The sequence below is a fragment of the Cupriavidus necator genome (assembly GCF_040578825.1).
Classification (GTDB): domain Bacteria; phylum Pseudomonadota; class Gammaproteobacteria; order Burkholderiales; family Burkholderiaceae; genus Cupriavidus; species Cupriavidus necator_E.
Genome location: NZ_JBEFLI010000045.1, coordinates 25,112 through 49,803, shown reverse-complemented (window position 1 = coordinate 49,803; position 24,692 = coordinate 25,112). Strand labels below are relative to the sequence as shown.

The 24,692-nt window shown below is 61.8% G+C and carries 14 protein-coding genes and 1 pseudogene; 10 read left to right on the top strand and 5 right to left on the bottom strand.

Annotated elements, in window-relative coordinates; translation table 11 throughout:
• Positions 1–491: 491 nt before the first annotated feature.
• The 8 genes and pseudogenes from AB1I47_RS21325 (at position 492) to AB1I47_RS21290 (ending at position 10,375) form a co-directional block, all read left to right on the top strand.
• Positions 492–920 (top strand): hypothetical protein, encoded by a 429-nt coding sequence (locus tag AB1I47_RS21325; protein WP_354685712.1) that lies wholly within the window; start codon positions 492–494, stop codon positions 918–920.
• Positions 921–961: 41 nt separating this feature from the next.
• Positions 962–1,705 (top strand): annotated as a pseudogene (locus tag AB1I47_RS21320) (isocitrate lyase); the annotation flags it as partial.
• Positions 1,706–2,183: 478 nt separating this feature from the next.
• Positions 2,184–2,693: a sigma-70 family RNA polymerase sigma factor gene (locus AB1I47_RS21315; RefSeq protein ID WP_354685711.1), complete on the top strand. Its 510-nt coding sequence runs from the start codon at positions 2,184–2,186 to the stop codon at positions 2,691–2,693.
• Positions 2,686–3,714 carry a FecR domain-containing protein gene (locus AB1I47_RS21310; protein ID WP_354685710.1) on the top strand — a complete coding sequence of 343 codons (1,029 nt, stop codon included), beginning with the start codon at positions 2,686–2,688 and terminating at the stop codon, positions 3,712–3,714. The genes AB1I47_RS21315 and AB1I47_RS21310 overlap by 8 nt, the downstream gene beginning before the upstream one ends.
• 113 nt (positions 3,715–3,827) lie before the next feature.
• On the top strand, positions 3,828–6,038 hold the full coding sequence (locus AB1I47_RS21305; protein ID WP_354685709.1) for a TonB-dependent receptor: 2,211 nt from the start codon (positions 3,828–3,830) through the stop codon (positions 6,036–6,038).
• Positions 6,039–6,270: 232 nt separating this feature from the next.
• Positions 6,271–8,478, top strand: a complete 2,208-nt coding sequence (locus AB1I47_RS21300) for a TonB-dependent receptor (RefSeq protein ID WP_354685708.1) — start codon at positions 6,271–6,273, stop codon at positions 8,476–8,478.
• Between the two features lie 225 nt (positions 8,479–8,703).
• Entirely contained in the window at positions 8,704–9,132 is a 429-nt protein-coding gene (locus AB1I47_RS21295; protein WP_354685707.1) for a hypothetical protein, read from the top strand.
• Positions 9,133–9,328: 196 nt separating this feature from the next.
• Entirely contained in the window at positions 9,329–10,375 is a 1,047-nt protein-coding gene (locus AB1I47_RS21290) for a hypothetical protein (protein ID WP_354685706.1), read from the top strand.
• Positions 10,376–10,885: 510 nt separating this feature from the next.
• On the opposite strand, the gene AB1I47_RS21285 is transcribed toward AB1I47_RS21290, so the two are convergent.
• A complete protein-coding gene (locus AB1I47_RS21285; protein WP_354685705.1) occupies positions 10,886–16,102 on the bottom strand; it encodes a trifunctional serine/threonine-protein kinase/ATP-binding protein/sensor histidine kinase in 5,217 nt (1,738 codons plus the stop codon).
• Positions 16,103–16,462: 360 nt separating this feature from the next.
• On the opposite strand from AB1I47_RS21285, the gene AB1I47_RS21280 reads away from it, so the two are divergent.
• Both AB1I47_RS21280 and AB1I47_RS21275 read left to right on the top strand, forming a co-directional pair.
• Complete coding sequence (locus AB1I47_RS21280; protein ID WP_354685704.1) at positions 16,463–17,551, top strand: Bug family tripartite tricarboxylate transporter substrate binding protein; 1,089 nt, start codon at positions 16,463–16,465, stop codon at positions 17,549–17,551.
• Positions 17,552–17,829: 278 nt separating this feature from the next.
• Positions 17,830–18,450, top strand: coding sequence for a tyrosine-type recombinase/integrase (locus AB1I47_RS21275; protein ID WP_354685703.1), 621 nt, complete (start codon positions 17,830–17,832; stop codon positions 18,448–18,450).
• Here the strand turns inward: AB1I47_RS21275 and AB1I47_RS21270 are convergent.
• The 4 genes from AB1I47_RS21270 to AB1I47_RS21255 all read right to left on the bottom strand — a co-directional run bounded on the left by AB1I47_RS21270 (position 18,381) and on the right by AB1I47_RS21255 (position 24,671).
• Complete coding sequence (locus AB1I47_RS21270) at positions 18,381–19,451, bottom strand: hypothetical protein (RefSeq protein WP_354685702.1); 1,071 nt, start codon at positions 19,449–19,451, stop codon at positions 18,381–18,383. The genes AB1I47_RS21275 and AB1I47_RS21270 overlap by 70 nt on opposite strands.
• Before the next feature lie 1,365 nt (positions 19,452–20,816).
• On the bottom strand, positions 20,817–22,004 hold the full coding sequence (locus tag AB1I47_RS21265) for an adenylate/guanylate cyclase domain-containing protein (protein WP_354685701.1): 1,188 nt from the start codon (positions 22,002–22,004) through the stop codon (positions 20,817–20,819).
• 15 nt (positions 22,005–22,019) lie between these two features.
• Positions 22,020–23,618 (bottom strand): PAS domain-containing hybrid sensor histidine kinase/response regulator, encoded by a 1,599-nt coding sequence (locus AB1I47_RS21260; RefSeq protein WP_354685700.1) that lies wholly within the window; start codon positions 23,616–23,618, stop codon positions 22,020–22,022.
• Positions 23,619–23,681: 63 nt separating this feature from the next.
• Positions 23,682–24,671, bottom strand: a complete 990-nt coding sequence (locus AB1I47_RS21255; RefSeq protein ID WP_354685699.1) for a helix-turn-helix domain-containing protein — start codon at positions 24,669–24,671, stop codon at positions 23,682–23,684.
• Positions 24,672–24,692 lie beyond the last annotated feature (21 nt).

Here is a 24,692-nt window from a genome sequence, read left to right as displayed (position 1 = left end):
GTCAGGCGCCTGCGCCGGATCCCCGATCCGGTAAGCCTCAACGGTAGCACCCCGCCAACAATCACGACTCACAAAAGAAAAACGCCAGCCTTCCGGGTTGGCGTTCTGCTTCAAGGCCCTACCAGAATCAGGACTGATTCATAGTCCCCGCCGCCTTCAGCGCCGCCTCCCCGCTGAAATACTCCTTGTGATCGTCAAGTGAAGGGGGTCGGGCGAGTTCTTCTCTTCAGTTCTCATGAGATCCGAGACTTCTCAAAATCTAAGTCATGAAACAAGTGGCTCGGTGCCGCGTAAAGTGCAGGCGTGCGGGCTTTGTTCCTTCGGGCGACGGCGATGCGCTTTCAGTGGACACTGAATGACCATGGATTGGCGCTGTCCGGTCCCCGTGAGCGCTGCGATACTATGATGCCTTGGCCCCATGAGAAGACCAATGCCGGCTGTCGCCGAACATCTCGGGGGGCCGTTCAACTTGCCGTCAAGGGAGTACGGGCATGGTCGCAATCAAATTCGACGATCTTTCCATGGCTTTCGACTTCGTTAGCTCTGGAGCGCCATTCGAGAACAACGCGTATGTCTCGATCGATACGGGCAAATTCTATTGGACTTCCAATTTCAACGACGTCGTCGAGGAGGAGCTTCCAGACGACCTTGAAACTTCGGACCGCTACCTTGAGATACCACATCAGAACGAGCTCGGCCTGGGAAGAAATTTCGCCCTGGAGTTTATTGAGCAGCAGTTGCCTGAGTGTTACGAACAGGTTGAAGGATTCTTCCGAAGGAAAGGGGCTTACGCTCGTTTCAAGGGTTTGCTTGAGCGCAAAGGCATTCTCGAGTTCTGGTATTCATTTGAAGCCAATGCTGTCGAAAAAGCGCTGAGGCAATGGTGTGCTGAGAATGGTCTGGAGGTTCTGGGGTCGTAGCGCCTGTTGGGCATGGCTTGTTCAGATTTGCGTGGGAAACGAACCTGGGCGACCAATACAATTCGTTCCTGGATTGCGAAGAACTGTCGGCCGACCAGCTGGGCAATGGCGACGTCATCATCAAGCGCGACGGCAAGCTGCTGCGCCCGAAGCGCCTGCCCAGCAACCTGTTCCAGTTCCGCGCCGCCCGCTGCGTGCTGGACAGCGTCACCGCGCTGCAGAACGGCGCCGACCTGCTGTGGATCGAAACCGAAAAGCCGCACATCGCCCAGATCGGCGGCATGGTCAGCGAAATCCGCAAGGTCATCCCGAACGCCAAGCTGGTGTACAACAACAGCCCGTCGTTCAACTGGATCCTGAATTTCCGCCAGCAAGCCTATGACGCGATGAAGGCCGAGGGCAAGGGCGTGTCCGCCTACGACCGCGCCCAGCTGATGAGCATGGAATACGACGACAGCGAACTGGCCAAGCTGGCCGACGAGAAGATCCGCACCTTCCAGGCTGACGCCTCGCGCGAAGCCGGCATCTTCCACCACCTGATCACGCTGCCGACCTACCACACCGCCGCGCTGTCGACTGACAACCTGGCCAAGGAATACTTCGGTGATCAAGGCATGCTGGGTTATGTGGCTGGCGTGCAGCGCAAAGAAATCCGCCAGGGCATCGCTTGTGTCAAGCACCAGAATATGTCCGGGTCGGACATTGGGGATGATCACAAGGAATACTTCAGCGGCGAAGCTGCACTGAAGGCGGCGGGCAAGGACAACACCATGAATCAGTTCTGATTCCTGGAATAGCCAAGCCAGACGTCAACCCGCGCTGGACGGCTCTGCGGATTTGGGCGGTTCAGTAGGCTGGGCCTGAGGGGCTGAGTTCTGTATTGCACAGGACTCAGCCCTTTTTGCTTGATGCGGCGACGCGCTTTTCATTCGTGCGCCTGGCCCCGAATTCCCTCAGGCATAGAGCCCGCTGCCTGTCTCTCACTCGCAACGCTGGCTTTCCCTCTAACTGAGAATGAGTTACATTTATCCCGCCCTTCAACAGCTTATCTCGCGAAGGTGAGCCTGACTTCGCATCCATGCCGACACCGATGTTTTTCATGCCGACCCTGCCTCACGCCCAGGCCGGTAGCCTTCGCGGGCGGCCCGCAGCCGCTCCTTGCTCTGCCAGAGTCGCACGGTATGTGATGCCGGAATCCTACGCACCAAACCTTCAGCCGGGCGTGGCGATGCCCGCGACGGCGCGCTGAGGCGCACGGCTGCCATGGCCGCCGCCGAACCCGTCGTCAGCGCACAGGTTTGCGCGCTCTACCAGGATCACCATGGCTGGCTGCAAGGCTGGCTGCGGCGCAAGCTGGGCAATGCGTGCGATGCGGCCGACCTTGCGCAGGATGTGTTCCTGCGGCTGCTGCACCGCGACCCTGTTCCGATTCGCGAACCCCGCCTCTACCTGGGCCGCATTGCCGACGGGCTGGTCATCGATCATTGGCGCCGGCGCGCCCTGGAGCGCGCCTGGCTGGAAACCCTGGCGCAACTCCCCGAGGCGCACGCACCCTCGCCTGAAAGCCGCCTTGCCTTCCTGCAGACGCTGATCGAGATCGACCGCTTGCTGGATGCGCTCAAGCCCAGGGTGCGCAGCGCATTCCTGTGGGCCCAGCTCGAAGGACTGACCTGCCCGCAAATCGCCGAACGGCTGGGCGTGTCGCTGTCGACCGCCGAACGCTATGTCGGCACGGCGCTGCGGCACTGCTATACCGTGCGCTTCGGTGACTGACGCCGCGGCGCGCGGTGCGCCAGACCCTGCCTCGCCACCGTCGATTCCATCCGATATTGTCGACCAGGCCGTGCAATGGGCGGTGCGGCTCCAGTTCAGCCAGGCTGACGCAGGCGCGCGCGAGCGGTTTGCGCAATGGCTGCGGGCGGATTCGCGCCATGCGCTGGCGTGGCAGCGCATGCAGTCGCTGCGCGACGATTTCGCCAGCGTGCCGCCAAACCTGGCCCTGCCCACGCTGCAAGCCGCGGACGCCCTGCGCAAGAGTGGCGCCGGCGGCCGCCGGAAAGCGCTCAAGACGCTGGCTTTCGGCGGGGTTTCCGTGCTGGCGCTGTCGGCGGCGAGCCAGTTCGCACCCTGGCAGCGCTGGCGCGCCGACGCCAGCACCGGCACCGGCGAGCAACGCACGCTGCGCCTGGAAGACGGCACCACGGTCGTGCTCAATACCGACACCGCGATAGCTACCCGCTTCGATCCCGGCCATCGCGTCGTGGCATTGCGGCGCGGCGAGGTGTTGGTAACCACCGGCCACGACGCCCGCTTTGCCGCGCAGCCGTTCTGGGTGCAGACGCCGTTTGGCTCGCTGCGCGCGCTTGGCACGCGCTTTGTGGTGCGGATCGAAGCGGATCATGCGCGCGTCAGCGTGCAGGAAGGCGCGGTGGAGATGCACCCCGGCGGCGGTGCGGCCCGCGGCATAGCCGAACCGGGCACCACCTGGAAGATGTCGAGCGCGGAAGCTGGACGGTCGGCCGCGCCGCCAATCGCCGCGGACGGGTGGGCGGACGGCGTGATCGCCGGCAATGACATGCGCCTGGCCGATGTGCTGGCGGAACTGGAGCGCTACCGCACCGGCCGCATCGTCTGCGATCCGCGCGTGGGCGACCTGCGCGTATCCGGCGCCTACCGGATTGCCGATACCGATCGCGCGCTGCGCTTCCTGGCCCATTCGCAGCCCATCCGGGTGTCGTATCTCACCCGGTTCTGGGTCATGGTGGGGCCGGCAGAGGGTACTGACCCTGACTGACACCTTGTCGGACACGTGCCAGAAAAGTTTTTCAGAAAAAGTGAGGGGATCCGGATTCTCGTCCGGCTTTACAGGCAGTAACGCAACTCAACTGACTGCCGGAACCGAGAATCATGCCTGCCAACGACCTTCAGCCTTCCCTTCCCGCCCTCAGCCCGATGACGGCTGCCTTGCGATCCGCGTTGTTCTGCCTTGCCGTGGGGGCCACCGGCGCGTCGCCGGCATTGCGGGCGCAAACTGCAACGGCGGAACCGCAGGCTCCCACCGCCGCCACCTTGCCGGCCGTGACTGTGACGGCTGCCGCCGAGCCCTCGGGCGAACTGCCCCGGCCCTATGCCGGCGGCCAGACCGCGCGTGGCGGGCGACTCGGCCTGCTCGGCAACCGTGACGTCATGGACACGCCGTTCGCCACCACCAACTACACCGCCCAGCGCCTCGAAGACCAGCAGGCCGTGACACTGGCCGAGGTACTGGGCAGCGCCCCGTCGACACGCTTCACGGGCCAGATCGGCGGCGTGACGGACTCGTTCATGATCCGCGGCTTCCCGATCAACGAAGGCAACCTGTCAGAAGTGGCGTTCGACGGCGTCTATGGCGTGTCGCCGAACTACCATCTGTTCACCGAGTACATCGAACGCGTGGAGGTCCTCAAGGGCCCGGCGGCCATGCTCTACGGCATGTCGCCGAACAGCGGCGTGGGCGGCGTGGTAAACCTCGTGCCCAAGCGTGCCGGCGCCACGGACCTTACCCGCTTCACGCTGGACTACACCTCGGATGCCCAGGTCGGCGGCGCCGTCGACCTGAGCCGCCGCTTCGGTGAAGGCAAGGAATGGGGCATCCGCTTCAACGGCCTGCACCGCCAGGGACCGACGCCGCTGGATAATCAGAAGTCGCGGGCCGAAGTCGCCGCGCTGTCGCTGGACTACCGCGGCGAGCGCTTGCGCGCCTCGCTCGACCTGATCGAGCAGTACCAATGGACCGATGCGCCCACGCGCCCGTTCCTGGTCGCCAGCGGCGTGCAGGTGCCCGCAGCGCCGGATGGCCGCCGCAACGTGTCGCAGCCCTGGGGCTGGTGGAAGTCGAACGACATCTCCACGCTGCTGCGTGTGGAATATGACGTCGCCGACAACGTGACCGTGTTTGCCGACGCCGGCGGCACCCGTTCCGACGTCGCGCGCCTGTCCGACCAGACCCCAACGATCCTCAATGCGGCCGGCGATACCTCGTCGGCCATGCAGCGCTGGCGCTTCCAGATCAACCGCGCGTCGTTCGATACCGGCGTGCGCGCGAAGTTCGATACGGGCCCGGTGCGTCATGCGCTGGCGCTGCAGGCCAACCTGTACTCGGATCGCATTGCCAATGCCAACGTGTCCGGCACACCGGTCCAATCGAATATCTACGCGCCGGTGGCAAGGCCCGAACAGTCCATCGCCGCGCCCCGGTTCGTGCCGAAGGTGTCGGACTCGACGCTGTCCGGCGTGGCGCTGATCGATACGCTGAGCGCGATGGATGATCGCGTCGCCCTGACGCTGGGCCTGCGCTACCAGAACGTGGAGTCGAACAACTATGTCGCGGCCACCGGCGCGAAGTCGGCCGCTTACGAGGAAAGTGCCGTCACGCCGCTGGCCGGCATCGTGTTCAAGCCGTGGCGCAACGTGTCGTTCTACGCCAACTACGTGGAAGGCCTGAGCAAGGGCGATATCGCGCCGGCCACGGCTTCGAACGCCGGGCAGGTGTTCGCGCCGTACAAGACCAAGCAGCAGGAGGTTGGCGTAAAAGTCGACAGCGGATCGCTGATCGCCACGCTGGCAGCATTCCGCATGACCAAGCCGACCGGCCAGCTCTTCGGCACGGCTTATGCCGTCGACAGCGAGCAGCGCAACCAGGGCCTGGAACTGACGGTGTCGGGCGAAGTGCTCAAGCGCGTGCGCCTGCTGGGCGGCGTAACGCTGCTGGACGCCGAGCTGACCAAGACCAACAGCGCTGCCACGCAGGGCAATCGTCCGGTTGGCGTGCCCAACGTCATGGCCAACCTCGGCGCCGAGTGGGACCTGCCGTGGTTGCAGGGCCTGACGCTGACGGGCGCTGTGAACTACACCGGCAAGGCCTATGTGTACCAGGCCAATACGCAGTCGGTGCCGTCCTGGACCACCTTTGACTTCGGCGCGCGCTATCGCACCAGGGTGGCAGGCAAGGCCACCACCTTCCGCGCCAGCGTGATCAATGCGTTCGACCGCCGCTACTGGTCGGGCGTGGCATCGTTCGGCACGGTATCGCTCGGTGCGCCGCGCACCGTCCTGGCGTCGATGACGGTGGATTTCTGATGCGAGGGCCATGACCGCGAGCTGCCGTGCGACCCTGTTGTCGGTCATCGTCGCGCTGGCGCTCGCGGTGGCGGCGCTGGTGCCCGAGGCTGCGGCCCAGGCGCCGGCAAACGCGTCGGCAAACGCGCCGCCATCCGACAGCCGCGAGTATGCGATCGCCGCGGGCCCGCTGGGTCCTGCGCTGATCCGCTTCGCACAAGTCTCGGGCATCGACCTCGCCTACGACGCCACGATGGTCGGCCGCCTGAACGGCCCGGGATTGCATGGCCGCTTCACCGTTGCGGACGGCCTGCGCGCATTGCTGGCTGGCAGCGGCCTGGAAGCCGTGGCCCTGCCCGACGGCGGGTATCAGGTACGCAGGCGCGAGGGAGTGCTGGCGGGGAAACCCGAGGCGGTGCAGATCCTGCCGACCGTCACCGTGTCCGGCTCCATGCCGGGTGAGCCTCCTGCCCCGGCCCCGGGCGGCCAGCTGGCACGCGGGACGCGCCTGGGGCTACTGGGCAATACCGACCTCATGGACGCGCCACTGAGCACGGTCGGCTACACGGCCCAGGCGATACAGGATCAGCAGGCGCGCACGGTCGGCGACATGATCGACAGCGATGCGTCGGTACGATCGGTCAGCAAGCCAGGCGGCATTCTCGATGCTTACACGATTCGCGGATTTCCCTTCAGCAACGGAAACTTTGGCGAAATCGCGTTCGATGGGGTGTACGGCGTGGCGTCGAACTATCGCGTGTCCACCGGCTACGTCGAACGGATCGAACTGATCAAAGGCCCCGCGGCCGTGCTGACAGGGATGGCCCCCGGCGGCAGCGTCGGCGGCGGCATCAATATCGTGCCGAAACGCGCCACGGAATCGGATGCGACGCAGCTTGGCGCGGACTATGCATCGGCCGCGCAAGTCGGCGCATCGGTGGACCTGAGCCGCCGGTTCGGGCCGCAGCGGGAGTTCGGCGTACGCTTCAACGGCGGCTATCGCAGCGGCGACACCGGCCTGGATCAGCAATCGCGCCGCGCCGGGGTGGGTGCGCTGGCGCTCGACTATCAAGGCAGCCGCTTGCGCGCGACGCTGGATGCGATCGTCCAGCGCGAATCCATCGCCGCGCCCTCGCGCTTGCTCCATATCGTGCCGGGCATCGGCGTTCCCGACGCGCCAGACGGCCATCGCAATATCTCGCAGTCGTGGGAGTCTTCCGGCATCAGCGATCATTCTGCATTGCTGCGTGCCGTCTACCGGTTCAGCGATCAACTGGAGGGGTTTATCCACGGCGGCGGCGGACGTACCCGCGTATCCCGGCTGTTTGCCATCGCGCCCACCATCATCAATGAACAGGGCGATGTGGCGGTGCTGGATACCAACTATCGCTTCAATGTCGCGCGTGCCAGCGCCGAGGCTGGATTGCGGGGCAAATTCGACACCGGCCCGCTCAGGCACCGGGTCGGACTGGTGGTCAGCGGCTATCGCGACCAGCTCGCGCGCGGCCTGGTGAATGCCGGCGTGACCTCGCTGACGAACATCTATGCACCGGTGACGCTTCCGCCGCAGGCGATCCCGGCACCGGACCATGTGCCCAAGATCTCGCAGACCACGCTCTCCGGCCTGGCACTGGTCGATACCCTGGCGGCCTGGGACAACCGGCTGCAGCTGACGCTGGGGGTCCGCTACCAGCGCATCCGGTCAGACAATTTCAGCCCCGACGGCGCGACCACCGGCCGCTACGACCGGGGGGCCGTTACGCCCATGCTCGGGATCCTGATCCAGCCGCGCGACAACATTGCCCTGTATGCGAATCGCATCGAGGGGCTCGGCAAGGGTGATACCGCACCCACGTCGGCAACCAATGCCGGCGAGGTGTTCGCTCCCTATCGCTCTGTCCAATACGAGGTGGGTGCCAAGGCAGAAATCAACCGCCTGATCGCCACCGCCAGCGCGTTCCAGATCACAAAGCCGGGCGGCGAAATGTCGGGAGGCGCGTTCGCTATCAGCGGGGAACAACGGAATCGCGGCATCGAGCTGGGACTCTATGGCACACCCCTGCAAGGCATGCGCGTCAACGCCAGCGCGATGTGGCTGGATGCCACGATCACCCGCAGCGCCGTCTCGCAGGGTAAGGTGCCTGTCGGCGTGCCGTCGCTGCAAGGCAATCTGGGTGTCGAATGGGATATGGCCTGGCTGCCAGGCCTGACGCTGACCGGCGCCATGGCCTATACCGGCGGTCAGTACGTCGACGCAGCCAATACCCAGCGCATTCCCGCCTGGACCCGCTTCGACGTCGGCCTGCGCTATCGCACCGGGCTTGGCCGGCATACGGCAACATTCCGGCTCAACGTGCGCAATGTGCTGAACCGGCGCGGCTGGGCTGCGGTCGATGCCTATGGCGGGCTGGCGCCGGCCGATCCGCGGACGGTGCTGGCGTCGGTAGTAGTGGATCTTTAGGGGGTTTTATGTTTATAGGGCCACAGGAAATTGCGGGATGCAAGCGGCTCCGTGATACGCGTCGCACAGCGACGCAATAGACACTGGATGGCCATGGACTCGCGCCGTCGGGGTGCGGTAAAGGCTACGATACTATGATGCGTTGGCCCCATGAGAAGTCCAATGCCGGCTGTCGCCGTATATCTCTTCTGGGGTCGTTCAACTCGTAATCCATGGAGCACAAGCATGGTCGCAGTCAAATACGACGAGCTTTTCACGGCTCTCGAATTCGTTAGCTCTGCGGCGCCGTTAGAGCACGACGCCTATGTCTCGATCGATACGGGAGAAGTCTATTGGATTTCTGAATTCAACGATGACCTCGACGAAGAGGTTCCGAATGACCTTGAGACTTCGGACCGCTACCTTGCGATACCGCATAAGAACGAGCTAGGGCTTGGAAGAGATCTCGCCCTCCGATTCATCGCAGAAGAACTGCCTGAGTGTTACGAAGAGGTTGAGGGGTTCTTTCGGCGGCGAGGGGCTTATGCTTCTTTCAAAGATTTGTTGGAGCGGAAAGGCGTGCTTGAGCGGTGGTATACCTTTGAAGCCGACTCTGTCGAAAGGGCGCTGAGGCAACGGTGTGCTGAGAATGGGTTGCGCGTTCTGGAGTCGTAGCGCCAAGTTGGAGAGGACGCGATGCCTTGAAGTACGGCGCCGATGCTCCAAAAGTGGGTGGAGACTGTCGCACCTCACGGGCGAGAACGAGTAACTAAACGGATTTCGGGCGAGGGTCCTGCGTTTGCCTCTGGCCGCAGCACCACGATCGCGCATGTATATTAGCGAAAATTCATCAATTGCTCGGAATACCGTTGTGGCCAACCAAGAATACGACGAGATAAAATCCCGCTATTTGGCGGATATGGATAGACATTCCCGCGAGCGGCTGGCGGAGGCGTCTGAACGGATTGCGAAGTTCACAGCACTGGCTGCATCCAAGGGCGTGAGCCTCAGCGCGGAGTCCTTCGAGTATCTCCAGACCACCGGCATCGTTGCCAAGGCACCGGGCATTGCCAGAGCGCTGTTGGGACCGATATCCGCCGAGCGCGACGGACTACTGTCGTTTAACGAGATCGTTAGTCGATTATCTCATGGCCGTCATTACGAAGGGCACTTTGCCGGACCCGACTTTGTTTTGATGGCTCACCCCTGTTACCGGCGCAGGATGCACCCCGCCAACAACTGGTCTCCGAGGTTCATAGACTTATTCTGGCACTTCGACGGCCCGGGCATCGAAAAATACATTGCCCTTGATGAAGACCGGGTTCAAATCGACGTCGACTGGCGAGGCTATTTCGAGGGCGACACGTGGTATGGCGCTCCTTTCGATGATGACATACGAAACATCAAACCAGGGATCACCAAGCTGCGTCCTCCTCTGGACCTTGAATCCCGGCATGTCTCTTTCTTGTTTGCTGACGCGTACTGCCTGGACATTAAGTGGAGCGATGCCGAAGGCATCAAGACATTTCAAGCACTGGAAATGAAGACGGAAGACGTTCGGATGCGTGTTGGGGCGCAAACCTACTTCCCGGCACGCTACCTGCACGCCGAGTTCGACCTCCCGGCCAATTGCTTCAGGCACTTCGACGGAGCGATCCAGCTTTTCACGGAAGATGAGTATTTCCAGCGGCGAGATTCCGACTTCAACATGACGATCAAGAGCTACGCACACATCAAAGCTAGGTCAAACAAGGTCTTCAAGATCAATGGCCCGCTCAAAACGGAAAACTGGGTAGAGTTCTGCTGCCACTTCTATGCGGCTAATCCCTTAGCGTTCGAGTACTTCAGCGGTGCGTATCCGAAACACGTCACAGAGACCCTCTCGAGGATTAGGGACGCGCATCGCAACGGCAAGTGAGGCGCAATTCCCTGCTGGGCCAAACCATGCGGAGGCACAGGCTGAACGTGCATCCAACAGGATCCGTCCGTTGAGGGCCATGAAGGGACCTTCACCCGATGCGTCAGAGAGACATTCGCATGGCAGCTTCGCTCAGCAAACGGTCGTTCGATCAACGGACACCGCTCGTTTCAGATGCTTCAGGTGTACGATTGTCCGACGATGGTCGGCAACGCTGCGATCTTTGGGGAATGAACAAATTCTAGCTGGCGATGCCGTTGATCGCCCAGTTCCTGGCCAACTCCTGTTGGCCCAGAACGGCCAGCGCAGGGACCCACTCACCGCCGTCGGAGCTTTGTCCGCCCCTCCGGCGACACGCGGTTGAAGGCGTAGCGGGCGCCTACCGAGGCCTTGGCCCAGCCGGTCGACCAGCCCTTCTGCACGTCGAGCGCCGCCTCACACGCCTTGATGCAAGAGGGGAAGTCTGAAAGGTTCAAAGCGAGTGGGCGGATTGGCATTTCTTTAGGAGGACTAAACTCCGCAACTCTCTTCGGGCGCAGTTTCGGCGGCCTTTAAAACGAACCCGAATACCGCGCCCCTCGGCCGGTTCGGCCAGGCGTGCAGGCGCCCGCCATGTGCCTCGAGGATCGAGCGACAGATCGACAGGCCCATGCCCAAACCTTCGGCTTTGGTCGTGTAGAAGGGCTGGAAAACCTGCTCTGTATCGCCAGGCAGGCCGACCCCGACGTCGTGGACCGTGACCACTACCTCTCGCGCCGGGCTGACCGCGGTGCGTACAATGAGCTCGCGTGAATGCTCGAGGATCTCGCGCATTGCCTCAACGGCATTGATCACGAGGTTCAGCAACACTTGCTGGAGCTGGATCTTATCGGCCCACACCAGGGGCAGCGAAGGCAGGAGTTCGGTTTTCAGGATAACTTGGGTGCGCTCCAGTTCGCCGGCAAAGAGCGGCAGCGTCTCGGCGATCATCTCGTTAAGATTGATCCGCTGCGCTTGAGGCCCGGTCTTGCGCAGCATCGCGCGCATGCCCGCAATAACGCTGCCAGCACGTTCCCCTTGTTCGACAATGGCAGCCAACGCTGCAACCGCCTGCTCGACGTCCGGTTGCTTGCGATTGAGCCACCGTTGCGCGGCGCGTGCCTCGATGGTCAATGCCGCAATGGGCTGGCTCACCTCATGGGCGATTGACGCTGTCAACGCGTTAAGTGTCATGACGCGGCTTGCGTGAGCCAACTCCGCCTGCGCCTGGCGCAGGGATTCATCTGCGCGCCGGCGGTGCTCGAAGAGCCGGCTGTTCTCAATGGCACTGGCCGCCTGGAACGCCAGCAGCTTGATCACTTCGATCCGTGCCGGAACGAACACACCTGGCGCAAGTGCGTTTTCAAGATAAAGCACCCCTGCCAGCCGGCCTTGATTTAGCAGCGGCAGGCACAGCATCGAACGCGCCCGGCGTTGGCAAACAAAAGGGTCAGCGGAAAAGGCCCCCTTGGCGGAGCCATCGTTTATCACCACGTGCTCGCGGGAATCCAGCACGTGTTCGATCATCGCCATCGGCATATCGGCCGCGTCGAGCGGGCGCACGGACAATGTCACCATGACCGCTTCATCACGAACGGCTGCCTCGGCTGCCACGTGATGTTCAGCGCCCTCGGGCAAGATGAGCAGCCCGCGCGTCGCGCCGGCCTGCTCGATCGCGGTCCGGATCAGCGTCGCCAGGAGCCGCTCCAACCCGGTCTCGCCCGAAATCGCCTCCGAGATCGCGATGACAGTGGCCAGGTCCAGATGCTGGAGCGGCGCGCCAATCGTGCCCATCGACGGCGTTGAGGCAAGGGTGGCTCCCCCCGCTTCGGCGGCCAGCACGGGATATTGCATGTCGAGCTGCCAGACCTTGGCGTCTGCACCCCAACGCATGTAACCGTGACGCGCCTGACGCAAGTACACCATCGCCACGTTATCAAGTTGCCGATCCAGATAAAAGCGCGCCGCCAGTTCGTTTGCCAGGGCCTGCATGTGGATGAGGTCGCTCTCGCGTGCCGAGGCGATAGCCGACTCATACCCGCGCATCGCGTCGATGTCGCGTCCTTCGAGCCGGGCAATCTCCGCCTGTACCAGCGTGGCCCGGTGCGCAAACGTCGCCGGACAGCGTCGTGCCCATTGTGCCAACTGCCAACGGTGTCCGGCCAGGGCGGGAAGGTGCGCTGCGAGTTCGCCTTCGACGGCCGGATTGCAGCACGCCGCGCGTGCCAGCGCGGCGTAAAAATGGTATTCGGCTTGCTCGAAATAGGCTGGCGAGGTCCACAGAAGCGGGTGCGCCTGCGCTGCCGCATCCAACGCCTCTGCGGGGGCACCAGCCAGATAGCGAGCCTGAAGCTTGCGGATCCAGTACCAGCATGACGCCAGCAGCAGGCCCACGTCGCCGCGCAACCGGGCTTCAAACGAGGCTTCGCTGAAATCCTTGGCGTCGAAGCGGCCGAAGACCGGCGTCAATCCGCGCAGCGTACGTACGAGCTGGCGCTGGGGCGCAAGGCGGTCCGCTAACAGCGTGAATCGCGGCCCCCATGCGAACACGCTGCCCGAGTCGGCATCGCGCTGAACACTGCCGAGCGGATCGCCGATCGCCAGCGCATGCGTCATCAGGTTGCTACGGATGTACGCGGCATAGGTGAGGTCGCCGATCTGCTGTGTCAACTCCAATGCCTGCCGTAGCAGGCCGCGCGCGACCCGCAGCGGCTTGGACCAGTGCAGAAGATTCCCGCCGACGACTTGATATACGCGTGCGCGTATCCGATCAATGCCCCGCAGTTCCGCAACCTCTATCGACAGACGCGCGAATGCGACGCCGGCCGGCTCATCGGTTGACGCAGCTACACGCAGCATCGCCACCCATGCATAGGCCAGGGCAGATTCGTCGCTGTTGCCATGCGACACGCTCAGGTTTACCATGCGCAGCAGCACAAGCCTACGCAAATGATCGTCGGTGTACCAGACCGGCTGCACGAGCGCAATCAGCACGCGCATCGTGGCGAGCGCGCCAGCGTCCGTCATCGGGGGCAGCGAGGCCAGTTCGGCGATCTCGCGGTCGCCGAGTTGGCGGGCAAACAGCGCCTCCTCGTGCGCCAATGCCGTTGCATTGGGATGCGATGCCCATTCGACCCCGGCACGCTGCAGGTAGGCAAGGCCTACCGTGACCGCTTCGGCACGACGCCCGCCGGTCATCAGCAAGCCAAGCTGGAGCTGCGTGAGGACTGCCAGCGAGGTGATCGACGAGGTGCGCGCGGCCAGTGCCTCCAACCGATGCTCGGCGCGCGCCGAGTCCCCGGTGAGAAACTCGCATTCGGCCATGTGCAGTGTCAATGCGAAGGCGAGGGCCTCGTGCCGGGAAAAGCCGTGATCGCCCAGCAGTGCAAGCCCGATCGAAAGATAGTGCAGCGCCGCGGTGTTGGCGCATGCGGACTTGGCGCGCAGGGCGGCGGCCAGGTTTAGTTCTGCGAGCCTGTCGCGCTCTTCCTGTGCCGCGATGTTGTCGGTCGCGCGGTTCAACTGTCCGACGATGGTAAAGACGTTCGCGTCAACCTCGTCGGACGGCGTGCGCTCCAGCAGCAGTCGGCCAACACGCAAATGGAACGCCTGCCGCGTCGGCTCGGCGATGCGCGAATAGGCCGCTTCGAGGATGCGATCGTGGGAGAAGCGCAGCACGTTCTCCCTGCACGAAACCAGCCCCGCCCGCACGGCTTCCCGGACTGCGGGCGCCAGTTCGCCGGCGTCGCCGGTCCAACCGCGCGCCAAGGTGTCGACAGTGGTGTCGTTGCCAAGGCAGGCGAGCAGGGCCAGTGCGGATCGGGTGCTGGCCGCCAGCCGGTCGATCCGTCCAACCATCAGCGATACCACGTTGTCGGTCAGCGCCTTGGCTGCGATCTGTCCGAGATCCCAGGTCCAGCGTGCCGCGCCGTGATCGAAGTGCAGCAGCCCCTCGTGGGATAGTTCACTGATGAACTGCGTGGCGAAAAACGCGTTGCCGGCCGTCTTCTCCATCACCAGTCGCGCAAGCGGCGCAGCCCTGTCGGTATCGCAATGGAGCGCGTCGGCGACGAGCTGCCGCAGGTCAGATTCGTCGAGGCAACCCAGCTCGACCTGGGCCACTGCGGCACCATCCGCGCGTAACGCATCGACGCATTGCATCACGCCCTGGTCGTCCCCGACCTCGTGACTGCGATAGGCGCAGACCACCAGCAGGTCTGCTGTGCCCGGATCAGTGAGCATCTGGTGCAGCAGCGTGACGCTTTCGTCGTCGAGCCACTGGATGTCGTCGAGGCACAGCGTCAGGGGTCGCGCGGTTCTCGCAAGAGCGGCCACGAGATTGCGCAGCGCGAGCTGCACTTGGGGCCCCGTTTCGCGCGACGGCGTGTCGCGCATCCACGGTACCGGACCAAGCAGCGTCTTCAGTTCGGGCAGCAATGGCGCAAGTGCACCGGCGTTCGGCCCCAGCGCCTCCGCGATGACAGTGCGCCAAGGTGCCTTGTCGGCCGCGTGATCTGCCAGTCCGATCCGCAACAGGCCGCTGACCGCTCGGGCGAGCGCTGCATAGGGCAACCGTACGCCCGCATCGACAGGCGCGTCGGCCGCTACGTCACCCGGCGCATCGGAATTGCCGGCGGCATGGATCCCGCCGCGCCCGGCAACCGCGCGAGCAAACATCCGCATGAGCGACGTCTTGCCGACACCAGAATGGCCGGAGACCATCACGATCTCGCTGCGTCCCGTGCATGCCACGCGCTCGTAAGCTGCCAGCAGCGTCGCCATGGCTTGCTCGCGGCCATAGAGGCGGTCGGGTATTACCCAGGCGTCCGAAAGGTCGCGCTGCCCCAGCGCGAACGATGCAATCTGCCCGTGCGCCAACAACGCCCGGCGGCAGTGCTGCAGGTCGCGCACCAGCCCTGCGGCTGTCTGATAACGTTCCTCGGGAGCTTTCGCCAGGAGCTTCATGACAAGCGCCGAGAGCATCGCAGGCACGACCGGGTTGCGCTCTGCCGGCGGGCACGGCGTGCGCGCCAGGTGTGCATGGACCCAGTCGAGGGGGGCGCTAGCGACGAAGGGCAGCACACCAGTAAGCAACTGGTAGAAGGTCACGCCTAGCGCGTACAGGTCGCTTCGTGCGTCGATGGCGCGATTCATCCGGCCAGTCTGTTCTGGCGACATATAGGCCAGCGTGCCGGAGATTTCACTGACTTCCGCAAGCGGTTGGGCGCTGCGCGGCACTCGCGATGCGATGCCGAAGCCTAGCAACCAGACCTGGCGCCGGTCCGGTGCCACAAGGACGTGGGCAGGCTTCAAATCCTTGTGGACCAGGCCGCGCTGATGGAGATGACTGACCGCCATGGTCACGGCCACGGCAATGTCGAGAAACGTCGCTGGGTCGATCGGCCTACCCACCAGGTGGGCGAGTGGCTCACCTCCCGGATCGTCGAGCAGAAGCACTGCCGTATCGCGCTCGCACAGAAGACTTAACGGGCGGGCGGCCCAAGTAGCATCGAGGTCGTCACGAAGCGCATATTCGTGAGCAAGCCGGTCAAGCGCGGCCGGCGTGCAATGCTTGTCGGCAGGCCAGACACCGAGCACGGGCACCTTGCGACCATCGTCCTGCATCAGCCAGCCGCGGCCAAACAGCCGGTCGCCTGCCTCCCATGTGGAATCAAAGCCTGAGCGTACTCCCGCCTGCGGGAAAAGCATGGAAAGCACCATTATCGGGAACAGATGTGCAAAAAACGGCTAGTTTGCAGGCGCAGCCGGGAGGCTACATCTTACCAAATCGCACCCTGTCAACACATAGTCGATGGTCGCTGATGACTGCTGGGTTGGAGTGATCGCATGTCAACCTTCGGTGGGCCGCGCAGTAAGCACTTAAATACCTCTACTGGCCCAACCCCCTGAAAAGCTGGCCTGCTTTTGCTGTCAACGAAGGCGACTGGCAAAGGGGAATTTGTATTGTCAGGAGCAAGTCGACTTCTCCGCGTATGATCTGACCGCCAGAATCGTCTTGCAAAATAGCTTAGTTTTCTCTTTTTTGATTGTGCAAACACTCGAGAAATTATGCGATTCGAAGTCCTCGCGATCGTAGAACGCACCTCGACATGGATGATGGAGCGAGCCAAGCCGAAGCGTGCGCCCATTGTGCGACGCGCGACAGCGCTTGGCGGATGGCTGTTGTTGGGAGGAATGATCACGTCCGTTCAGCCAGCGTGGGCAGCTTACCCAGACCAACCAGTCACCATCGTCGTACCTTATCCTCCGGGGGGACCTGCGGATCTTATGGCGCGCCCACTTAGCGATGGCCTGCAAAAGGCCTTGGGAGCGCCTGTGGTGCTTCAATACAAGCCCGGTGCAGGCGGACAGATCGCCTTGCGACACATACAGCGCGCCAAGAACGATGGCTATACCCTCGTGCTCGCCCTTGCTGCCTACGCGATCGGGCCACTCGTGAGTAGGTCGGCGGGCTATGACCCCATCAGCGATTTCCAACCAGTTTCTCTCATAGCAAAGCAACCATTGGTTCTCTATGTGGGAGCCACTTCGAGAATCACGTCTGTATCCGACCTTATCGTGCGGGCGAAGTCCCATCCGGTTACCGTGGCATCGTCTGGATACGGAAATACCAGCCATCTCGCCATAGAGTTGCTCTCGCAATCTGCCTCGATTCGAGTGACACATGTTCCGTACCACGGCGGCGTCCAGGCGGTCATGGCAGCGATCAGCGGTGATGTGGACGCAGTCTTCGCTGGGGCCGATAGCCTCAGACACGTCAAGTCCGGGAAATTGCGGGCACTGGCGATTGCGAACGACGCGCGTCTAACGATAGCGCCCGAGACGCCCACCTTTGCAGAGGCCGGATTGCAAAACATGTTAGTCACCGGCTGGTATGGCGTTCTGGCCCCCAAGGGGACCGCGAAGGAGAGAATCGAGAAACTTGATCTAGCGGTGAAGCAGGTCCTTTCCGAGTTGTCGAAGAGCGAGGTACTCTCGGGTTACGGTTTCAAAGTCGTGCACGCGGGCCCTTCAGATTTCCAGGCGTTTATTCAGCAGGAGCTTGCGCGTTGGAGCAGGCTGATCGCTGACCGCAATCTCGTTGCGGATGAGATAGAGGGTGGAAAAGCCGGCGTCGCCGGCAATGTTCCACGGTAAAAGAAGTTCCCGCCAGCGGCGGACCAAAGAATACCGTTTCCTTCGGTTGACGCTGAACCGACATTTAGCCACGTGGCCCTGTCGACTATGGCAAAGCCCGTTGTTCTGGACGGGATGCGACGATAGGCCGATCACCGTTCGATGACCAGCATGAGTGACCGCTGAAGTTTTGAATGCGGCCGTTGCCATCGCCGCGACCCGAATGACCGCAGTGGGTCGGTCACCGCCCGCTGGCAAAGGTGCACACTAGATCTCCCTCTAACTGGACGGAGATCGTCATGGAAACGCCTAATGAGCTCCCTGCCTCCCGCGTGCCGTGGAACAAAGGCAAGCTGACCGGACAAAAGCCGCCATTGAAGCTTGCGGAAATCTGGGCGATTCGAACAAGGCCGCAGATGGCTACGAGCATCCATGAATTGGCTCTGTTCAATCTTGCGATTGATAGCAAGCTTCGGGCATGCGACCTGACTCGGTTGCTCGTGCAGGATGTCTGCCAAGGCAGCCACGTCGGATCCCGAGCAATGGTCATGCAGCAGAAGACGCAACGACCGGTTCAATTCGAGATAACCGAGCACACTCGTCAGAGTATCGAAGCGTGGATCAAGGTCCGCGGATTGAGACCCACCGATTATCTGTTTCCAAGCCGGCTGCACGCGTCGGCGCATATTTCAACGCGACAATATGCCCGACTGGTCCACAGATGGATTGCCTCTATCGCACTTGACGACACGGCATACGGTACGCACACCATGCGGCGAACCAAAGCCTCATTGATTTCCAAAGGTATCGAACGGCTGCAGTTCGCCGGAGCTTGCGGATTCCAGCTCACTCAGTATCGAATTCTCAAGCTCAGAATATCGCGACCAGTCACTAACCTGGAACAGGCAGGTTCGCGGTGATCCAAGAAACGTACGGATGCCATCGACCATGCGGGCGACTCCCGCACCGGTTTTCGGAATGGCAAACTGTAAATACGAGTCCGCGCTGAATCCCTCTCGACCATACGTGTTCTGAGATCACAGACGCCCATTAGATGACAGCCGCCCAAGTTGAACTGGACGAACGCCTCGACGTCTGGATTCTCGCGGAGCGCAAGTTCCATTGTTTCATCCTCGAGGGCGTGGGAGGACTGAATGGTCAAGGTCGCACCCTCTACGGGTGGCAGAGCCCGATGACGCGACTGAATAACCCAATCGAGCCCTGCTTTCGAGACCGCACAGCGGAAGGACATGCCGTAGACGATGCTGCCATCTCCGCGAGCATGCAGATCAAGCCACCAGTCGTTTTGCCAGTCTTCGTAACCCATCAATGTTCCTTCCAGGCGTTCGAAGATTTCATTCCAGCCGCCCGCCACGCCCGAGGCCTTCCTTATCAGCCTGAGAGCGGGGATGCGCCACGCCTCTCCCTTCGCTGCGTAATAGATCTCGCCGGCACTGCGGCCGTCATGATCTGGCAGGGCGTATAGGTCTTCTTCTGCATGGAGAAGTCCGGCTGCGACATAGTGATCGAAACGTTCCTTCAATCGGCTGACAAAACTCGAATGGTCCCCGCTGTCGAAGTAGAAGAATGCGAGTTTCTTTCTTCCCTCCAGTAGCAGGGGCAATTCGTAACCTGTATGGAATAGGTACGGCGAGCGCGAGTGGACACAGTCCTTGAACATGACAACCTCTCGCATCCCGGCGTCGAATTTCAGGTCGAATGCGTCGCAAAGCGCAACAGTCTCATTGGGTGACAGAAAATATGCCTTTTCGAGCGAGGGATCGTCGTCATCGTTGATAGCCAAGACGCTCCTAAGCTTCGCCAGATCCGTCGTTCTGAGTCGTGTTGCCAAACAGGGATACAACAGATCCTCATCGATTGCTTCGAGGATAAAAGCGAGAGCGTCTGGCAACGTGGTCATGGCTTTGGGTCCAAAGGCAAACTGTGGTCCAGCGTCGTTACCGTGCGGCAGCTATTTGCGTTGATCCACTCGGCATGACCAGCCCCCAGCTTTGGGTCGACTTCTTCCGACTGCTTCGCTGGTTCGCACCATCGAGAATATGAGGTCGCACAACTCTCGGATGTGCGCCTGCGCTCATAGAATGCTCGATTTGGGGGGAGCGGAAGCGGCCATACATCGATGGTCCGACGGCAGAGATGGGCCAGTTTCCGACACTCGCCGGCGTACGCGCGCGGACACTGGAACGGCTGCTCCGCCTTGTCAACGGCCCTTCCAACATCAAGCAGAATGAACCGACCGCGGTTGACGAGCGGAACGAAGCTTTGATGTCGAAGATCTCATTCGGGCATGCGTTCCGGATGCCACCACTTGCGATCCAAACATTGTGGCCGACGCGATCCGCGAGTGGTTCAATAGTTTCGACGATGGCATTCCGACATGGCGGCTGGCTTCGCAAGATCGATAAAAAGGCCCGCACGCGGCGTCTCGGCGGCCTGGGCCCTGGCCGAAACCGCTGTATGGACAGGCAGTCTAGGTTCGGCGCCGGGACAGCGCACGACCGCTGTCGGCCAGCGATCGTTACGGTGTCTCGGTCCCGACGGTTCAGGGTCGGTAAAGTGCCAGTGAGCAACCGGTGAGGAGCACGGTAACTACTTCCGGGATGGAAAGCGAAGAGACGTGTGCGAAAAGGCGCTCGCACCGCCGTCGAGCTAATTGCGATTCTCGTCATGGCAGTCCAGCTATCGGGACACAGCAAGGGTCGGGCTTCAGCCTGGGCTATGAAGCCGGCCCCCTGGGTGTGGCGGCTGTCTATGATGACGTAGCTGGCACGACCGTGGCCACCGAGGGGCAACAAGAGTCACAGGGCATCGTTTGCCAGCACTGATTTCGGCAGCATCACCACTTATCTTGGCTATTGCTACAGGTGCGTGATCGCGCAGCCGTCGGCCTCTACGGACAATCTCTACTGGTGAGGGGCTAACTGGAAGCTAAACTCTGCGTGGTCGCTTACAGGCGCCGCATACAATCAAGCTGTCCGGGACTCCCAGGCAGATCCCTGGCTGTTCATGGTATCGGCAGACTACTCGTTCTCGAAGCGCACCGATACGTATTCTGAACGTCGCGCACGCGCAACGAGGTCGGCCCACACCTGGGATCAATGGCTTCAATACAGTGACCCAGTTCGGAGGCGTGCCCGGTTCGAGGCACAGGTTCTGAGTGCTGTCAGGAGACTGGTAAGGCAGTGCGGCTGCGACGAGATGGCACGACGTCGCCGCCTGCGAACACATTCGCACTAGGCGGGTCCGCGTCGGAGTCGGCTTGGCTTTAACCGGTCGCCCTGCCGGTTCTTCCAACCAGGAACCACGTATTCAGTTCACCCAGGCCCTTGGCCGCTATCGGGCCGCGCTGCTCAAGCGCAAACGGCTCGCCAAGCCGCCGCCGGGTAGCGTCGGTAACCTGCACGCAACCAGGTACGCCGTGGGATTCCATCCGGCTAGCGATATTGACGGCGTCGCCCCACAAGTCATAGATGAACTTGCGCCTGCCGATCACACCGGCTACTACGGCACCGCTATTGATGCCAACGCGCAACTGCAAGCGGTAGCCGGTTCGCTCATTGAAACGGCCCAGCGAATCAATCATGTCCAGCGCCATATGCGCCGCGCGATCAGCATGATCGTCCGCGGCCACAGGAAGTCCCGCGGCGGCCATGTAAGCGTCGCCGATCGTCTTGATTTTCTCGAGCCCGTGGCGGTCGGCGATGCTGTCGAAGTCGGCAAATATCTCGTTCAGCACCGCCACAAGCTGCTCGGGCGTCATGCCGGCAGAGAATTGGGTGAATTGCACGAGGTCTGCGAAAAGCACCGACACTTCCTGAAAGCTATCGGCGATGACTTCCGGGGGGCTGGAGGCGATGAGGTCGGAACGCGCTTTCAAACGCTCGGCAATTGGGAACGGCAGCAGGTTGAGCAACAATCGCTCTGATAGCTGTTGCTCGTGAACGAGGTTCTCATAGAGACACCTGAGTTCATCGCTCTGGCGAACGATCGTCTCTCGGCTGGCTTCCAGTTCGTCTACCTTTTGCTCAAGTACTTTGCCGTTTCTCAATGATTCCTTGTGGAGCAGGCGTACTTCCAGCATATTGCGCACGCGCATCAATACCTCGGGGAGCTCAAACGGCTTGCTGACGAAATCCTTTGCGCCGGCTCGCAGTGCGCGCAGCTTGTGGTTGGGATTGGCGGTAACCACAATCACGGGAAGGTAACTGTCCGCCTCCACTTCAGCAAGCGCCTCCATGACCTGGAAGCCGTCCATGCCCGGCATTTGCAGGTCCAGCAGGATCAGGTCATAGTGGTTCTGGCTGTGAAGCTCGCAAACTGCACGGGCATCGGTTGTTGAGGCGATGCACAAGTACCCAGCCCCGCGCAGCATGTGTTCAAGCAACAGGACATTGGCCTCCAGATCGTCGACGATTAGGATCTTTGCCGCAAGAATCTCGTTAAGGCTGATCATATCGATCCACCCGCTTCATTGAGGCTGCCCAGTGCTCTTCCTTGTCTCTTCTAGGGCCTCGTCCAGTGCCTCCATAAGCTCGTTGAGTTTGATCGGCTTGGTCAGGTAGGGAAAGAACCCTGCTTTGACACCGTTCTCGATATCGCGGAGCATCGCATTTGCGCTGAGGGCTATGACAGGAATGTGCGCTGTTTGGGGATCTTCGCGGAGGATTTGCAGGGCTTCCACGCCGTTGATATCAGGCAGATGGATGTCCATCACGATCAGCTCAGGTAATGCGCTGCGCGCCAGTTCTACCCCAAGCTTACCGGTCATCGCGGTAAGCAAACGCATATTGGCGCGACGGCCGATGAGTTGCTCGAACAGCTTGAGGTTGGCGGGGTTGTCCTCGACATACAGCACGGTCTGAAATGAAGCGTGGTTCCCTGGTCGTGGCTTCGCCGTTACTGCAGGCTTGACGCACTCATTTTTGATCTCCGGCGCGAGCGCAGCGTCAAGTTCGACCCAGAATACGCTGCCCACCCCAGCGGTACTTTCGACCCCGATGGCGCCTCCCATTAGCTCGATCAGTCGCTTGGCCACTACGAGGCCAATGCCCGTGCCTTCTTCAGGCCCGGCTTCTTGGCCGAGGCGGTTGAACGGCTGAAATAGCTGCGCCATCCGTTGTGGTACCAACCCCTCCCCGGTGTCGCGCACGCTGATGCGAACCCGATCGCCGCTGGCCGCTCTGCATTGCGCCTCCACCGTTCCCTGGCGGCGGTTGTATTTGATGGCGTTGGAAAGAAGATTGAGCACAACCTGCTTGAGCCGGGTGCGATCCGCGCGGACTAAACAGGTGGGGTCGATCGATGGAAAGAGCAGGCGAACGTCTCGCTTCTGTGCCTGCTGGACGAGCATGTCATGGCATTCGCTTAAGACTTCGGCCACCGAGACTGCCTCGGGCGACATCGAAGCTTGCCCCGCCTCGATCTTCGCGAGATCGAGTACCTGATTAATCAGTTCCAGCAGATGCCAGCCGGCTTTCAGGACCTGGTCGATGCTAGCCTGCTGTGATGGCGTCGGTGGCGGTGACTCGGTGGCCATTAACTGCGCGAAACCCAAGATTGCATTGAGCGGGCTGCGCAACTCATGGCTCATGCTGGAGAGAAAATCCGATTTGGCCCGGTTGCCACTTTCGGCCGCCGCCTGCGCCTGCTTCTGGTCGTCGATGTCCGTAGAGGTGCCGAACCACTTAATGATATTTCCGTTGCCGTCCTTGAAAGGTCTCGAACGGCAAAGAAACCAGCGATAGACGCCATCGGCAGCTCTTTTCAGGCGGAATTCTATTTCGAATTCGCAGCCGTTCTTTATGGCATTCCTAGCGCGATCGTTGGTGATCAGCAAATCATCAGGATGGAGCGCCTGACCCCAACCCCATCCCGCCAACTGATCAAGGCTCATACCTGTGTAGGTGACTCCCGGCCGGTTTACAAAGTCCACCCCACCATCAGGCATTGCCGTCCATACGATATGCGGCAAGGCATCCGCGAGTAATCTGAAATACTTCTCCCCCTCCTCGATAAGGGACTCGGAAGTTGGCAACATTGCCGATGGATGTGCATGCTCTTTTCGCATGGCCTGGCCCGGACCCTGAAGGCAACTATGTTCCCGGATCGACCGGAGGGGCGCACTTCCGTATCAACCGTTCGGCGGTCTTGGCGGCAAGGGGGGCTCGCGATTATCCAGCGTCACGGATCCTCCGCCCGGTCGCAGGCTGCTGGGGGTCACCCCGAACGCCTGCTTGAAGGTTCGGCTGAAGTGCGCTGCATTGTTGAAGCCCCACCGATACGCGACGTCCGTCACCGTCTGCGTGCTCGCTGCACGAGAGAGTTCGCGGAAGCAGACCCTCAGCCGGCGGTCACGGATCCAGCGGCTAACGGTCCTGCCCGTGCCTGCAAACGCGACATGTAGCGTCCGTACCGAGATGTCGTGTGCGGCCGCAATCGACGAGGCGCTCAAGTCGGGATCGTCCAGATTGTCTTCAATGTACTGCTCGATCTTCATCATCAGCGACGCTCGGGGCGACGGCCGCCCCGACGAGACCGTAAGTGCTGAGTCAAGCATGTCGAAAAAAGACTGGCAAGCCGTCGCGAGAGCGGTGTCGGTGAGATAGTCGAGTTCCCGGGCGATAGCCTGCAACTGGTCGCCTGCCACCGCGCAGAGGCCGGAGCCGACCCGTACCGGCACTGCTGCACCCGGCCGCGCAGCTGCGCTGGCTACTCCATAAGGGACACGTTCGCGCGGCAAAAGCAAGTAGACCTCGCGATGCGGTTCCACGGCTTCAAAGTCGTATGCCAGCTCGCTGTCCCAGATAAGCAGATGTTGGGGTTCGAGCACGACCTTGCTGCGGTCTGCGTATCGGCACTCTAGTCGTCCACCCAGATTCATCAGAACACCGACCATGGGCTCAACGCTGGAATCTGGACGTTGGCCGATGATGCGGCCACTGCGCAACTCTCCAACGGTCAGCCGGTCCAGCTTGCGGTACCGCGCTGACACGTCAAAACGGCGGGGCTCCGGAAGCGAAAGTGTCCACGTCATGTGCAGCTCGGGGAGCATGGCACTGCACGCGTCCGTAATGTGCTCTTGAGCCAACCCGTGGGTCGACCAGGTCGCTGTTGCTGCCATGGCAGTCCCTCCGTCGGCGAA